The sequence below is a fragment of the Mesorhizobium sp. M8A.F.Ca.ET.165.01.1.1 genome, from assembly GCF_004792065.1.
Taxonomy (GTDB): domain Bacteria; phylum Pseudomonadota; class Alphaproteobacteria; order Rhizobiales; family Rhizobiaceae; genus Mesorhizobium.
Genome location: NZ_SRTH01000016.1, coordinates 158,382 through 173,159 on the forward strand (window position 1 = coordinate 158,382; position 14,778 = coordinate 173,159).

Here is a 14,778-nt window from a genome sequence, read left to right on the forward strand (position 1 = left end):
ATATGCTTAACGCATTAGTCAACGCGATACGCATTGGAGCCGCCATGCTGACGGAGGTCATTCCGCCCCTCGAACCGATTTCCCCTGACGACATCGTCCGAATCCGAAACGCCAGGAACTGGAAACGATCTCAACTCGCCACCTTCTTGGGCTGCAACTACTCCACCGTCTGGCGGATGGAGAGTGGCGCGGCGAAAATCGAAGGGCCGTGTCACCGTCTCTTGCAGCAACTGAAGGCGCAGAAAGCCGCCGCGTGACCGGCTTCACCTTCATCCGAACCGCCGACGGCACAGTGATCGCTCGCGACCCCGCGAGCGGCGTCACCGCATCCGGCTCAACCCCTGACGAGGCGCTGGCCGAACTGCGGCGCCTGCTCTCCATGGAAGAAGCTGCATGATCAAAACGCAAGTCGCGCCCGACGCGCTGACCAAAGCGCAAGCGACCGCCCTCACTAAGCGTATCCGCCAACACATCGACAATGCTTGGTCAGACATCACCAAGGCCTATGAAGGCAAGGCGTGGAAGGCTCTCGGCTACGGTAGCTGGGAGGCCTACGTAAGGGCCGAATTCGACATTTCCCGGCAGCGTTCCTATCAGCTTATCGACCAGGGCAAAGTCATTACTGCGATCGCCGAAGCTACCGGCCAAAGTGTCCAACGCGTTGGACAGATTCCGGCTCGTGATGTTGGCGCTGTAAAGGATGATTTGCCGGCCGTGCAGGCAGAAATCAGCTCGCGCGTCGCGCAAGGCAATGAGCCAGCTAAGGCCGCCACAGACGTCATAGCCGAGAAGCGGGCCGCCAAAGATAAGGCCAAGACCGACAGGGCGGCAGGACAGGCTGAACACGATCGCCAGCGTGACGCGGCGCGCGCTGCCCTTCCCGACGCGGTGAAGGAACACGTCAAAATCCGTGACGAGGCTATTGCCCAAGCGAAGGCGAGCGATGCCGCCGACGGTGTCGCGGCGGACCTGGAGGAACAGGTTCGCGGGCTCGAAGAAGAAAACGCCAAGCTGAAAGCGGAAAACAGCAAGTTCGCGGACATGTGGGTCCAGTGGCAAAAGGGCGGCTTTGAGGCCGTGATTGCCGGCAAGGACGAAGAGATACGCGTCCTGACCTCCCGACTGACGCAGGAGAGCGCAGACAAGGCCGGCTGGTTGAAGCGGGCGAAGGCTTGGCAGAAGCGGGCTATCGAACTCGGCTGGTCCAGCGATATCGTCATCCCGCTCGATCAGCAGCCGTCAGACGAGGTGATCCCGCTTGACTGACGTGGCCGATCTCGTCGACCGGGTGCGGTCGTTTGGTGCGAACATCGTGCTCGACGGTAGCGCGTTGCGCATCGTCAACGGTCAAAAGCTGCCGGCGCAAGCCCGCGGCTTCATCGCCAAGAACAGCAAGGCCATTGCCGAGTATCTTCGCTCTGACGAAAACGTAGAATTCGAAGAGCGGGCCGCCATTATCGAATTCGACGGCAACATACCGCGCGAATGGGCCGAGCAGTTCGCTCGCTTCCTCAGCCGGGCCAAGCCGGCCGGCGTCAGCGAAATCGATTGGTCGTGGTTCCTGACCACATGCGGCAGGATGATCGACGAAGCACCGGGGGCGGCGGCATGAACGCTCAACCGCCCGTCTATCAGCAGATCGAACTGCGCCCGCACCAAGTCCGGACGGAAGAGCTTTTGCGCCAGCGTATCCGCGAAGGCGCGCGTCGCATCATCCTCGTTGCGCCTACGGCCTTCGGTAAGACGGAAACGGCCATTGATCTTGTGACCAAAAACCAGGCCAAGAGATCGAGGGCGTGGTTCATCGTCGACCGCGTCACCCTGATCGACCAGACCAGCCAACGCTTTGCAAAATACGGCATCGACCACGGCATCATCCAGGCGGACCACTGGCTGACCGACGCAACGAAACCGGTGCAAGTCGCATCGGCTCAGACGGTCGGCCGCCGCCGCTACGAAGACAGCGAACTGCCGAAGCTCATCATCGTCGATGAGGCGCATTGCGAATACAAATCTAACCTGGATCTGATCGACCGCGCGCACGATGCAATTGTGGTGGGGCTGACGGCGACGCCGTTCACGGACGGCATGGCAGATCACTGGGACGCGCTCGTTAATGGTGCGACCACAAACCAGCTACTGGCTGACGGGTGGCTGACTCCGCTCAAGATCAAGGCTTGCGTCACCCCCGACATGAAGGGCGCGAAGAAAGCGTTTACCGGGGAGTACGACGACGACGACGCCGGGCAGCGCGGCATTACCATCATAGGCGATGTCATCCACACATGGGTGCAGCAGACGCAAGCGCACTTCGGCGGGCCTGTAAAAACTCTCGTCTTCTCGCCATCCGTCGCGCACGGGGAAGAGCTTTGCCGCCAGTTCGCGGCGGCCGGCTTCAACTTCCAGCAGATCAGTTACCTGGACGCTTCGGACAAAGAGCGGCGCGACAAGATTGACGAATTCCGCAAGCCGGACAGCGCCATCCACGGCCTTGTTTCCTGCGCGGTGCTGACCAAAGGTTTCGACGTTCCTGACGTGCTCTGTGGCATCTCCTGCCGGCCCTACCGCAAATCGTTTTCGTCACATATTCAGGAACTCGGCCGCGTGATGCGGATCGCCGAAGGCAAAGAGTTCGGGCTGTGGCTCGACCACTCAGGCAATTGCGTGACGTTCGCCGAGGACACCGCCTGGCTGTTCGAACATGGCGTCGACAGTCTGTCGAGCGCTCAGAAAAAGGACAGCGAGGCCCGCGAGCCATCCGAGAAGGTCAAGCAGAAATACTTCTGCGGCGAGTGCGGGCTTCAGATGGAGCCGCACCACGACAGTTGCCTTTCATGTGGGTGGCAGCGGCCGAAGTATGGTGAAATCCAGGTTGTCGACGGCGAGCTGATCGATGTCGACTTCAGCATCAAGAACGCCTTCGCGCCGCGCAAAGGCCTACGTGCGAAATGTCTCGATGATCCGAAGGCGATCTGGAACACCGCCTTGGCCTACTGCCTGTCGAACGGGCGCAAAGGCGAGGAATCGTCTCGCAAGTGGGCCTATGGCGTGTGGAGGGGCATCTACCCCGGTAGCAAGCTGCCATATGGGCTGTTCGAGGCCCCATGCGAGCACAGCCGGGTGCAGGTCGACGCATGGCAGTTGGTCGAGCGCGAAATCAAGCGGTTCCGCAACAAACCGAGGCGCGCGGCATGAGCATCGACGACGCAATCGACAAGGCCTGCTCATCTGTCGGGATCAACCCGCCGAAGCGCCGCGAATATGGCAAATGGCTTCAGACTGACACGCTCTCCGGCAAGAACGGTAAGGGCGATGGGCGCTTGATAATCAACGAAACACACGTCACCGCGCACAACTGGCAGACTGGCGAAAACGTCACTGTCGGCATCGGCGGCGATGTGGAAAAGCGCGATCGGCAGAAGATCGCCAAGCAGATCGAGTTTTCGAAAAGGAAGCAGGAAGCGGATGCCAGGCGCGCCGCGCAGATCGCTGATGCTTTAGTCGGCGCCGCGCGCGTGGGTTGCCATCCCTACCTGGCGGCCAAGGGCTTCCGCGACGAGAAAGCCATGGTCGTGTCTGTGGCAGACGTGCGCCGGATCGGCGGCGACTACTTGGTGCCGGAGCCGGGGTGCGTCTCTGCTATCGTGATCCCGGCGCGGATCGGCGGCAAGGTGACATCATCTCAGCTGATCTGGGAGAACGGCGTCAAAAAATTCCTGTTCGGCGGCACCACAGCCGGCGCGTCGCACCGTCTTTGTGCCGGCGTCGATACTTGGCTTTGCGAGGGCTTTGCCACAGCGCTGACCGTACGCACGGCCCTACATGGGATTAAGATCAAGCCTACAGTGCTGGTCTGCTTCTCGGCCTCGAACATCGCGGCGATCGCCGACCGGCTCGAGAACCGGGTGTTCATCGCGGCTGAGAACGACAAGCCGCTGCCACAGTTCAATGGGCTCGGCGCCAGCGAGTTCTATGCGCGCAAAACGTCGCTCCCCTACGCCATGCCGCCCGAGGTCGGCACTGACTTCAACGACCTTCACCAGCAAAAGAGCATCTTTGCTGTTCAACGGGCGCTCACCGCCCTGATGGCGAACGCCACACGGCAGAAGGGCGCTTCATGAAAGAAGAACTCGATCGGTCGAAGGCATCGTTCAAGCTCGATCTTATCGAGACCGCGAACATCGACCCGACGCTGACGCCGGCCGATTTCAAGGTGCTGGCGGCATATGTGGCGGTGATGGCATGGCCGTCGTGCAAAACCTGGCTCGCTTCCACGAGAGCACAGGCGCTGACCGGTCTTGGGGATAGGCAGTTTCGTACCAGCCGTGCACGGTTGCTTGGAAAGAACGACGCGGGACGGGCCTACCTCACGCCAGCAAAGGCGGGCGGCAAGGTGTCGACATACAGGCTGATAAACCCATGGCGCGATGATGCCCGGCTGCATGCCGACGCGAGGACAAGCCATCTGAAGGAAATTGAGCGTCAGAAAAAAGCGGCGAAAAGGGCCGATTTGTCCCTGCAAAATCTGCCGGGACAAAACAGCGCCTGTCCCGGCAAAATCTGCCGGTCTGTCCCGGCAAAATCTGCCGCCTATTCCCCCTCAATGATTACCCCAAGAGAAGAAGGGGCCGGTGAAGACAATGCCGGTTCCAACGTCTTGCCCTTCAACAAACGGAAAGCGTCATGACTGAGCAGGATTATCCCGATCCCGGCGACGTGCCGGTACTTGACTGGATCGAAACCGGACGGATCACAGTCGACCCGCTGTATCAGCGCCCGCTCGATGAGCAGCGCGTGATGGCAATCGTCAAGGCGTTCACGTGGCGCTCGTTCGGCGCCGTGGTCGTCGTGCCTGCTGGCGACGGCTACCACGTGACCGATGGGCAGCACCGCCTTGAGGCCGCGAAGCTCCATCCCAAGGTGACGCATGTTCCGGCGGTCATCGTGCAAGCGGAAAACATCGCGGCTGAGGCGTCGGTGTTCGTCGACATCAACCGCAACCGTAAAAACGTCTCGGCTCTGGAACTGTTCTTCGCTGAATTGGCGGCAGAGAAGCCCGACGCCATCGCCACGCTGAAGGCCGCTGCCGGCGCCGGCATCCGCATTCCCAAGTTCCCCGGCAACTTCAAGGCAAATGACACGATTGCGGTTGGCGAGCTGCAGAAGCTCAACCTGGGTTATGTCGAAACCCGAGTTGCGGAGTTCCTGACCACCGTTGCTGCCGGCGGCTTCAAGCCGATCACAGCCAATCACCTGAAGGCTGTTGAGCATCTACTGACCGATCGGGAATTCGCGCCGCATATCATGGCGGAGGACCTGGCCAGCACCATCAGGGCTGTCGGCACGTCGATGGACAAAGAGGCCCGGCGCTTCGCCGCTACGCATGGTGTCACCTTCTGGAAGGGCCTGGCGTCGGTCTGGTTCCAGAAGTGCAAGAAGCGTCGGCCGCCAAATCAAACCGCAAGTTTGCGGAATTCGGAACCTAGCGCAAATTTGAGCAAGGTCGCAGCGGTGATGCCCGGTCGCACGATCACGCCGCACGCAATCCCGACGCAGCGCAACGTCACGGCGCTTGTTGCTGGCGATCCCGCTCCGGGTCGGTCTGCGCTCGACCAGCGGAGGGCGTCATGATCGCGCCGAGACGGCGACAACCATTCCACGCCTTCAGCAGCTTCAACAAGAAGGGCGGAAAGGCGCTCGACATCGTGAAGAGGCGCCGCAACCAGGCGCTCGACATGTACCAGGAGATGGCGACCTACGAGACGATTGCGGACTGTCTAGACATTTCGGTGACGACAGTCGTCCAGTACGTCGCACGGGCGAAATCAAAGGGCGATGTGCGCGTGAAGCGCCCGTTCAAGCATCGAGGCCGGCAACTGGCGGTGCAGCGGCGCAAATCGATCAAGGACATGAAAGCGCTCGGGCTGTCGGCGCGCGAGATAGCGAAGCGGCTCGGAATCAACGTCCGGCTGGTCCAGATCCGATTGAAGGAAGGCAACAAATGATGGCTCAAGCAGCAGCGGCTATTGCTGGCCTCGTGGTGTTCGGATCGATCGGGACCATGATCATTGGCGCCTTGGCCATCATCGCCTGTTCGTGGAGGCAGTGACCATGAAGCCGGCAATCGTGATGAAGTGGCCCGGAGCCGTGCCAATCTTTCTCAAGTGTAAGCTATGCGACGGCAAAGGACATACGGTCATCAATCCCGGCGTTCGGCGCCTCGTCAGTGAAGACGGGTCAATTGTCTGCTCGATGCTGACCGGCTCGATTATGTGGTGCTACCGGTGCAACGGCTGGGGCAGCACGACGCGTTATGGGTCGCGCGGAAAGAGCTTCACACCAATCCGGCCGCTTCGGAAGCGCGGCATATGGGGGCGGCTTCACAATGGCTAGACCGACCAGTTATTCCCAGGAGATAGCGGACACGATCTGCGAGCGGCTTGCAGACGGGCAAAGCTTGCGGTCGATCTGTGAGGCGGAAGACATGCCTTCGCGATCGACGGTTTTCAATTGGCTGCTCAAATCGGACCACGCGGCGTTTCTGGACCAGTACACGCGGGCGCGCGAACTCCAGACGGACGGCCATGTGGATGAAATGCCCGACATCGCTGACGACAGCCGCAACGACTACATGACCAGGACCAACGGCGACGGCAGCACCACGGAACAGCTCAACAGCGAGAACATCCAGCGCGCGCGGCTACGGATCGACACGCGCAAATGGATTGCGGAACGTATGCGGCCGAAGAAGTACGGCAGCAAGGTTGCGCTCACGGATGGGGACGGCGGGCCGCTTGTCGTGCAAGTCCTGAAGCTCTCGGACCAGGAAGCGAAGGCGAATGCCGACGATTCAGCTTCCTAACGCCGGCTGGCGGCCTCGCTGGTATCAGAAGAAGGCATGGGACACTTGGGAGCAGGGGTGTAAGCGCCAACTCCTGTTCTGGCATCGGCGCGCCGGCAAGGATGAGATAAACCTGAACATGCATGCCGTGTCGGCGCACGAGCGGCCCGGCACCTACTGGCACATGCTGCCGGAGGCCTCTCAGGCGCGAAAAGCGATCTGGAACGCTGTAAACCCTCACACCAGCAAGCGCCGGCTGTTCGAGGCCTTCCCGGAGGCGCTAATCGATAACATGAACGACAACGAAATGTTCATCCGCTTCAAGGTCGGATCGACGTTTCAGGTTGTCGGCTCAGACAACTTCAACAGCCTGGTCGGCTCGCCACCGGTCGGAATCACCTTTTCGGAATGGGCATTGGCGAAGCCGGCGGCTTGGGCGTACCTGTCGCCGATCCTTGCCGAGAACGGCGGCTGGGCTTCGTTCATCACCACGCCGCGCGGCAAGAACCACGCCAAGGGCATGCTGGACGCGACAAAGGGCAACGTCTTCGATCGACTGTCGAACCCGCGCGGCTGGTTCACGGAAGTCCTGGGCGTCGACGCAACACAGGCGATATCGGAAGCGGACATTGAAGAGCAGCGGGTGATTTACACCGGCCTGTTCGGCAAAGAGATTGCCGACCTCCTGATTGACCAGGAATTCTATTGCTCGTTCGCGGGCGCGCTCGTCGGCTCGTATTGGGGAGCAGAAGTCGCCAAGGCGGAAGTAGCCGGGCGCATCGGCAAGCCGATCGCGGTCAACCCAGCCTATCCGGTTCATACGGCCTGGGATCTCGGCAAGGCCGCAAACAACCCGATATGGTGTTTCCAGGTCATCGACGGCGCGCCGATCATCGTTGATTTCTACGAGCCGGACAGCGAAGACATTGCGGACTGGTGCAAGTGGCTCGACGACAAGGGCTACAAGGGCAACGACTACGTTCCGCATGACATCCTGCATCCGCAGTGGGGAACGGCTCGCACGCGGCTGCAAACCCTGAAGGATCACGGTCGCAAGCCGAAGATGGTCGGTCTCGCGAGCTTTGCCGATGGCGTGAACGCCGGCCGCCAGACAATCAAGCTTGCACGGTTCGCGGACAATGAACGCGTGGCTGACGGCATCGAGGGCCTGAAGGCTTTCCGCCGCGAGTGGGACGACGACAAGAAGGCGTTCCGTGACATCCCAGTGAAGGACTGGGCCGAACACTACGCGTCCGCATTCCGGTATCTGGGGCTCGCATGGCGCGAAGCCATCGTGGCCGTGAAAAAGCCCGAAGGCGACAAGGGCACCTACCAGGCGATGCCTGATGGCTCAATCCGCAGCAACCAGTCGGTGAAAGAAGCCGTTGACGCGATGGTTCGGCGACGGCGAGGGAATCGGTAGCGCCCTATTTCTTGTATCGACCCTTTTCACACCAGTATCGGACGAGAACACCGGGCTGCGCCTGAAACAAGCCAGCCGCAATCCGGCAGTTCTCATCGTTGTACTCTGCCTTTTGAGCCGCATCGAATGTCGCAATATGGATGCGCATCGGACCGGTTACCGACGAACGATAGAGCGTGTAGGCCGTGTCGCTGCCGGCGATGTCATCACACCCTGCCAACGCTGCGAAAGACAGGACAGCTAGTAGCGTCCGCACCATGCAAAGCCCCCAAGCTTTCGGCCCATCACCCGTCTACAGCAGCCCGGTCACATTTCAAACGGCTTATCTTTTCGTAGAGGCACCAGCACTGTCGCGCCGACCAATAGGATTGGAGCGGCCATGCCTCGCGCTGGTGGAGTATATACGGCGCCTCCGGGGACTGCCGGAACACCAAACACAACGATTGAAAGCGCGAAATACAACGCGCTGGTGGCCGATCTGGTCGACGACGCCAACGCCGCACGGCCAATGACGGCCGGCGGCTCGGGCGCAACAACCGCTATAGGCGGCAGCGACAATTTCAACGCAGCCGGCACCAGCATGGCGTCGGCCGCAACCGTCAATCTTGCCAACGCGACAGGCGTTGCGGTCACCATCACTGGAACTGTCACGATCACCGGCTTTGGCACGGTAGGCGCTGGCGCGGTCCGCGTGTTGACGTTCGCGGGCATTCTGACACTGACGCACAACGCAACCAGCTTGATCCTGCCGGGCGCTGCGAACATCACCACGGCGGCCGGCGACATCATGACGCTCCGGTCTCTCGGCAGCGGCAACTGGGCTTGCGTCGGGTATCAGCGCGCGGCAGTGCCGCCCTACTCGTCGACATCCACGGAAACGCTCAAGAACAAGAGCCTGGAAGACAACACCACGTTCATTGTGGACGAGGCAGACGCCACCAAGAAGGTGAAGTTTCAGGTTTCAGGCGTCACCACGGCGACCACGCGCACGGTTACTGTTCCCGACGCGGACGGCAGTATGCTGCTTAGTTCGAAGCAGCTCCTCGTCGCCGCTTACCGCAACCTGAAAGCCATCGTCACCAGCAACACACAAGCGACCGTGACCGCAGATGCGTTGACGGTCGAAGATGCCAGCGGCAATTCAGCCAGACTGACGGCGATCAACGTCACGGCCGATATTTCCGCATCCGGCGCCAACGGCCTGGACACGGGCGCTGAAGCGTCAAACACGTTCTATCATCTGTGGGTCATCTGGAACGGCACCACCACCGCCGCGCTGTTGTCGACAAGCGCGACCGCGCCGACGATGCCCGCCACCTATACCCACAAGGCGCGCGTAGGGGCTGTGCGCAACGATGGCTCGTCGAATCTGTGGCGAACGTTGCAATACGGGCGCCGTGTTCAGCTCCAGATCGGCACCAACCCGACGACGGTCCCGGTAATGGCGAGTGGCAACAGCGGAAGCCCGACCACGCCGACGTGGACTGCTGTAGCGATCGGCAGCTTCGTGCCTACAACTGCCTCAGCCATCCGAGGCACCATCTTGATGGCGCAGAGCGACAACACGCGCGCCATCTTGGCCCCTAACAACTCCTACGGCGCATGGAACTCCACGAATGCGCCTCCGCTCGGCAACGGCAATGGCGGCATTACCGGGTCGAACATCAACGTCAATTCGCAGTTCGATTTCATCCTCGAAAGCACGAACATTTATTACGCGTCCAGCAACGGCAGCACGAACGTCCTGCTGAACGGCTGGGAAGACAACATTTGAGCGGGAGACGAGGCATGTTCGCTTACAGCAACAAGGGCCACAGCTTCCACGCGGTGGATGACGACTATCAGCCGGCGCCAGGCGAGATCCTTTTTGACGACTACGCGACGGCGGAGGAATTGGCTGAAGCCTTCCCCGACTACAGCCCGATCGTTGAGCGCGAGAAGGTGCGGAAATCGATCGTGATGCAGCGCCTCATCGATCTGAACAAGATGGATCAGGCGTACGCGATGCTGGCAGCGCAGCCGAAGTTCTTTGCCCGGTGGTTCGCACCCGATCACCCGGAAGTTTTCGCCGATGACCCCGACGCGATGGCGTTTGTCTCCGCCCTCGGCCTGGACCCGGCCGTCATCCTTGCCCCAGCGCTTTAGAAGGACAACACCATGGCTGTTTCTCGTGAGAAGGAATCGCTAGCCCGAGTACTGGCGCACGAAGGCGGTTATTCGAACCATCCGGCCGACCCAGGCGGCGCCACGATGAAGGGCGTCACCCAGCGCGTGTATGACGGCTACCGGAAGGGCAAGGGCCTTGCGCCGCGCCCAGTCAAAGGCATCCAGACAGCCGAACTCAACGAAATCTATGATCGCCAGTACTGGGACGCGGTACAGGGCGATGCGCTGCCGGCCGGCGTCGATTACGTGCTGTTTGATGGCGCGGTGAACTCCGGCCCGGCCCGGTCGATCATGTGGCTTCAGCAGGCGTTGCGCCCGGCCTACACCGGGCCTATCGACGGCGTGCTGGGTATCGGCACGCTCGCCGCGCTGAAGGCCGACAAGAACAACGATGCGCTGATAGATCGTATCTGCAACGCACGCTTGGCGTTCCTGAAGCGCCTCAGCACGTTCGCCACCTTCGGTAATGGGTGGAGCTCTCGCGTTCGGGAAGTGCGATCGATCGGGCAGGCATGGGCCACTGGCCAAGTGCCACAGGCGGCCAACTTCGTCGACGGCGGCCAGGCAAAGGCGTTCGTTGAGGATGCCACGCCCGCGCCATCGACTGCACCGGCCGACGCGGCCACTGGTGCGGGCGCCAGCGGCCTCGGTCTTTCCGGCTACCTCTACGATCTGCAAAACCAGCTTTCACCGCTGTCCTACACCAGCGAATGGATCGGCAAGGTTGTCGTGGCCGTGGCCGTAGCCAGCGCGTTGCTGGCGATCGGCGGTCTCGGCTATCGCTGGTACGCCAACCGGCAGGCCAAGCACCTTGCGGCGGCGCTGGGTGGCGAGGTGCCGGCGTGATCGGCCCAGGTTTCGCAACGGCGGCACTTGCCCGCCCTATCGGCGTCGCGCTTGCCATAGTCGATGTTTTGATTGCCGGCGCCGGCTTGCTTGGCTTCATCCTCGGGAGGTTCCTATGAAACCCCTTGTCGCCTTCCTGCTAGGTGCGGCGGCGGGCGCTGCCGGTCTCGCCACGGTGGAAGGCATCATCTTCTTTTGGTGGCTCGGCCAATGAGCTTGCTCATCACCTTTCTTGTCGACCGGCTTGGCGTCTCGCGCCTGGTCGGCGGCGTCATCGGCTGGGCGGCAATCGCCCTGGTCGCCTCGGGCGCGGTTTTCAGCGTCTACGAACTCATCAAGCACAAGGGCGCCGACGAGGTCCGCGCCAAGATCGAAAAGGAAAACCAGGATGCGGTTCACAAAGGGATTGACGCTCGCATGTCTCTCGATGAGTGCATTGACGCTGGCGGCGTGTACGACTTCGGGCGTCAGCGGTGTAACGCCGCTACGCTTGGCCCTCGGTAACAGCTTGGCCGGGGCGCAAGGCAAGACGGTTGCCGACCAGAACAAGATCGATCGCACCGTGGCGCCTGGCTGCGCCGTGAAGCTCTACACCCGCGCGGAATGCGATCTACATACCAAGGCCAGCGCTAAGCGCCGGGCCGAACTGAAATAGCAGCAGTACGTTAGGGCATTGGGGCAGATGGCGAGCGACGACATGGCGGAAGAACATCGCGTTTATCAAGATCCGATCCAAGCGCAGCTTGGCGAGCGCGTCACGAATCTTGGCAGGCGGCAGACGGACCTTGAGGCTGAAATGCGCTCGGGTTTCCGGCAAATCGAGCAGTCGTTTGCCTCCTTCACAAATGAAACGCGAAACGCGATTTCCGCGCTCGGCACGTCGATATCGGATCGCAGCCGGCCGCAATGGCAAGCCCTCGGCGTCATGGTTTCGGTGATCGTCGTGCTTGGCGGTCTGGTCTACTGGCCGATCCGTGAAAGTACCAATGACCTGAAGGCGCAAGACATCGAGACGGGCCGCCTCATCCAGAGCCTGACAACCGAAACCGGCAAGGCAATCCAGACTCTGGCGGCCAACACAGTGTCACGGCAGGAAATGGACTGGCGCGCCGCTCGCGGGGCAGAAGACCGGACCCGGATGGAAACGGCCATATCCGACATTCGGGGTAATCTCGTTCCTCGCACCGAATTCGAGGCGTTCAAGATCGACATCCAGCGCCAAATCGACCGCAAACCCTAGCGGGCCATATCTGATTTCAAACGGCTTATCTTTTCGCTGGGCCGCCTTGCATCGTGCCGCGCATGGCCAAGGACAAGCGCACCCCCGACCAGATGAAGCAGGGAAAGGCCCTTCGCGAAGAAGGCGCCAAATGGCTAAATCGTGTCGAAGCCGCCGGCAAGCTCGAAAAACAGTGGATGGACGACGCCGAAAAGGCGGTCAAGGCCTTCACTGGCGAAACAGCGAGCAATGACTACACCACGTCGACCGCGCTCGGCTCGACCTACGATTTCAACATTCTCTACGCCAACGTCGAAACCATTGTTCCAGCAGTCATCAACAGCCCGCCCGCGCCGGACGTGCGCCGCCGGTTCGCCGATGAAGATCCAGCCGGCAAGGACGTGGCCGAAATCATCGAGCGCTCGATAAAGGTCCAGGTTGACGATTCGAAGCTCCAGGTCGAACTGGAGGGCGAGGCCCAAGACGCGTTCCTGGCTGGTCGCGGCGTCGTGCGGCTTCGCTTCAAGAGCGATATCGTAAAGGATGAGACAGATGGATTATCACCCGAGGACGAGGCCGGGCGAGCCGATCCCGTGGCTGGAGCCGACAGCTATAGCGATGCCGTGGCGGGAGACGATGACGTTGCTGATCCCGTACCCGGAGCCGCCGCGCAACTCCCAGGTGCTTCGGCAACTGAACGCCTCGCCAATGAACGCATTGAATTCGAGGCGGTAAGCTGGCGCGATTTTCGCCATGGCCCGGCCAAGCGCTGGAGCGAATGCCCGTGGTTGGCGTTCCGGTTCGTCGTCTCGCGCGAGAACGAAGATACCGCGTTCGATATCGCCATGATCGGCATGCAGACGAGCGACCAGGAGAAGAAGGCGCGAGGCGAATCCGATAGCGATCTGACCGGATGGGAAATCTGGTGCAAGACCAGCCGCAAGGTCTACTTCATCGACGATACCGGAGTGATCCTGAAGACGGTCGATGACCCGCTGGGCTTGAGCAATTTCTTCCCGATCGCAACGCCTGTGCAGCCCGTCGAACTCACTGGCCGCCTGATGCCGGTCAACCCATTCTCGATTTATTCGAAGCTCGCCGACGAGCTGGACCTGACCACCAAGCGCATCAACGTCATCACCAATCATATGAAGGTGAAGGGCTGGTATTCGGGAGATGCCGGCGACATCGCCAACATGCTGGCGGCCGACGACACGGAATTTGTCCCGATCGGCAATGCTGAAATCTGGGCGGCCAATGGCGGGCTTGCTGGTGCTGTTGCGTTTTGGCCTGTGGAAAAATTCATCCTGGTCCTTCGCGAACTCTACAACGCCCGGGACCAGACCAAGCAGGCGATTTACGAAATCACCGGGATATCGGACATCGTTCGGGGCGCCTCGAAGGCAGACGAGACGCTAGGCGCCCAGCAGATCAAGACACAGTGGGGCTCGCTGCGCATCCAGAAGATGCAGCGGATGATGGAGCGCGGCGCGCGCGACCTGTTCGTGATGATGTCGGAAATCATCCCCGCGAAGTTTTCACATGAAACGCTTCAGCAGATGACTGGCGTCCAGATACTCCCGACACAACAGGATCTCACGCCCATCCAGCCACCGCCGCCACCTCCGCAAGGCGCGCAGCTCCCGCCCGACACGATGCAGCAGTATCAGCAGGCCGCCCAATCCGCCCAGATGGCCGAGAAAGCGCGGCAGGCGAAGCTGGCGCAAATGCAGGCCGTTCAGCAGCTTCTCACCCAGAAGCTTTCGACCATGTACCGCATCGATGTCGAGAGCGATTCCACGGTGAAGGCGGACCTGTCGCGGCAGAAGGCCGAAGCGGCGGAATTCTTGCAGGGCGCCGGGGCTTACTGGGCGGCTGTCGGACCGATGGTCCAGTCCGGCGAGCTTCCGAAAGAGGTTGCCGTTGAAATCTTCGCGGCGAACTCGCGCCTGTTCAACCTCGGCAAGTCTGTCGAAGACGTTCTGGAAAAGATGGTCACCGATGCCAAGGCGAAGGCCGCACAGCCTGAGACACCAAAGCCTAGCCCCGAACAACAAAAAGCTGAAGCGGACGCGAAGGCGCGAGAGGCGGACACGGCGGCAAAAGCTGCTGACGCGAAAATCAAAAGCGACCAGGCCGCGCAAAACATGCAGTTCGCCCGCGAGCAGCACGACATGACGATGAAGGAAAAGCAGTTCGATCTGCGCTCCAAACAGATCGCGGCTGCAACCGATCAAAATCAGGTCTTGGCCGCGAACGGTATTGTTCCGCTGCCAATCCAAA

The 14,778-nt window shown here is 61.0% G+C and carries 19 protein-coding genes; 18 read left to right on the forward strand and 1 reads right to left on the reverse strand.

The features are described from left to right. Window positions 1-44: 44 nt before the first annotated feature. The 11 genes from EN808_RS29890 (at window position 45) to EN808_RS29935 (ending at window position 8,264) form a co-directional block, all read left to right on the forward strand. The gene (locus EN808_RS29890; RefSeq protein WP_135917701.1) at window positions 45-257 is read left to right on the forward strand and encodes a hypothetical protein; all 213 of its coding nucleotides are present in this window, start codon (window positions 45-47) and stop codon (window positions 255-257) included. Next, a complete protein-coding gene (locus EN808_RS36510; RefSeq protein ID WP_189524190.1) occupies window positions 254-397 on the forward strand; it encodes a hypothetical protein in 144 nt (47 codons plus the stop codon). The genes EN808_RS29890 and EN808_RS36510 overlap by 4 nt, the downstream gene beginning before the upstream one ends. After that, entirely contained in the window at window positions 394-1,266 is an 873-nt protein-coding gene (locus EN808_RS29895) for a hypothetical protein (RefSeq protein WP_135917703.1), read from the forward strand. The genes EN808_RS36510 and EN808_RS29895 overlap by 4 nt, the downstream gene beginning before the upstream one ends. 1 nt (window position 1,267) lies before the next feature. Continuing rightward, entirely contained in the window at window positions 1,268-1,612 is a 345-nt protein-coding gene (locus tag EN808_RS29900; RefSeq protein WP_135917705.1) for a hypothetical protein, read from the forward strand. After that, window positions 1,609-3,195 carry a DEAD/DEAH box helicase family protein gene (locus EN808_RS29905; protein WP_135917707.1) on the forward strand — a complete coding sequence of 529 codons (1,587 nt, stop codon included), beginning with the start codon at window positions 1,609-1,611 and terminating at the stop codon, window positions 3,193-3,195. The genes EN808_RS29900 and EN808_RS29905 overlap by 4 nt, the downstream gene beginning before the upstream one ends. Further along, on the forward strand, window positions 3,192-4,121 hold the full coding sequence (locus EN808_RS29910; protein WP_135917709.1) for a toprim domain-containing protein: 930 nt from the start codon (window positions 3,192-3,194) through the stop codon (window positions 4,119-4,121). The genes EN808_RS29905 and EN808_RS29910 overlap by 4 nt, the downstream gene beginning before the upstream one ends. Continuing rightward, on the forward strand, window positions 4,118-4,687 hold the full coding sequence (locus EN808_RS29915) for a hypothetical protein (RefSeq protein ID WP_135917711.1): 570 nt from the start codon (window positions 4,118-4,120) through the stop codon (window positions 4,685-4,687). The genes EN808_RS29910 and EN808_RS29915 overlap by 4 nt, the downstream gene beginning before the upstream one ends. Next, window positions 4,684-5,631, forward strand: coding sequence for a DUF6551 family protein (locus EN808_RS29920; protein WP_135917713.1), 948 nt, complete (start codon window positions 4,684-4,686; stop codon window positions 5,629-5,631). The genes EN808_RS29915 and EN808_RS29920 overlap by 4 nt, the downstream gene beginning before the upstream one ends. Further along, entirely contained in the window at window positions 5,628-6,005 is a 378-nt protein-coding gene (locus EN808_RS29925) for a helix-turn-helix domain-containing protein (RefSeq protein WP_135917715.1), read from the forward strand. Before EN808_RS29920 ends, EN808_RS29925 begins: the two co-directional genes overlap by 4 nt. A gap of 380 nt (window positions 6,006-6,385) precedes the next feature. Then, a complete protein-coding gene (locus EN808_RS29930) occupies window positions 6,386-6,862 on the forward strand; it encodes a terminase small subunit protein (RefSeq protein ID WP_135917717.1) in 477 nt (158 codons plus the stop codon). Continuing rightward, the gene (locus tag EN808_RS29935; RefSeq protein WP_135917719.1) at window positions 6,840-8,264 is read left to right on the forward strand and encodes a hypothetical protein; all 1,425 of its coding nucleotides are present in this window, start codon (window positions 6,840-6,842) and stop codon (window positions 8,262-8,264) included. The genes EN808_RS29930 and EN808_RS29935 overlap by 23 nt, the downstream gene beginning before the upstream one ends. Window positions 8,265-8,268: 4 nt before the next feature. On the opposite strand, the gene EN808_RS29940 is transcribed toward EN808_RS29935, so the two are convergent. Further along, on the reverse strand, window positions 8,269-8,523 hold the full coding sequence (locus tag EN808_RS29940; RefSeq protein WP_135917721.1) for a hypothetical protein: 255 nt from the start codon (window positions 8,521-8,523) through the stop codon (window positions 8,269-8,271). Between the two features lie 210 nt (window positions 8,524-8,733). On the opposite strand from EN808_RS29940, the gene EN808_RS36515 reads away from it, so the two are divergent. From EN808_RS36515 to EN808_RS29975, 7 genes are all read left to right on the forward strand, one after another. Beyond that, on the forward strand, window positions 8,734-10,038 hold the full coding sequence (locus tag EN808_RS36515; protein WP_189524191.1) for a hypothetical protein: 1,305 nt from the start codon (window positions 8,734-8,736) through the stop codon (window positions 10,036-10,038). 14 nt (window positions 10,039-10,052) lie between these two features. Beyond that, the gene (locus EN808_RS29950) at window positions 10,053-10,409 is read left to right on the forward strand and encodes a hypothetical protein (RefSeq protein WP_135917723.1); all 357 of its coding nucleotides are present in this window, start codon (window positions 10,053-10,055) and stop codon (window positions 10,407-10,409) included. A 12-nt stretch (window positions 10,410-10,421) separates the two neighbouring features. Further along, window positions 10,422-11,276 (forward strand): glycoside hydrolase family 108 protein, encoded by an 855-nt coding sequence (locus EN808_RS29955; RefSeq protein ID WP_135917725.1) that lies wholly within the window; start codon window positions 10,422-10,424, stop codon window positions 11,274-11,276. A gap of 210 nt (window positions 11,277-11,486) precedes the next feature. Then, window positions 11,487-11,780 carry a hypothetical protein gene (locus tag EN808_RS29960; protein ID WP_135917727.1) on the forward strand — a complete coding sequence of 98 codons (294 nt, stop codon included), beginning with the start codon at window positions 11,487-11,489 and terminating at the stop codon, window positions 11,778-11,780. Window positions 11,781-11,784: 4 nt separating this feature from the next. Beyond that, a complete protein-coding gene (locus EN808_RS37240; protein ID WP_245525151.1) occupies window positions 11,785-11,931 on the forward strand; it encodes a hypothetical protein in 147 nt (48 codons plus the stop codon). A 27-nt stretch (window positions 11,932-11,958) separates the two neighbouring features. Continuing rightward, window positions 11,959-12,516 (forward strand): hypothetical protein, encoded by a 558-nt coding sequence (locus EN808_RS29970; protein ID WP_135917731.1) that lies wholly within the window; start codon window positions 11,959-11,961, stop codon window positions 12,514-12,516. Window positions 12,517-12,578: 62 nt separating this feature from the next. Further along, window positions 12,579-14,778: hypothetical protein (locus tag EN808_RS29975; RefSeq protein ID WP_135917733.1), on the forward strand; the 2,200-nt coding region annotated here is incomplete at its 3' end.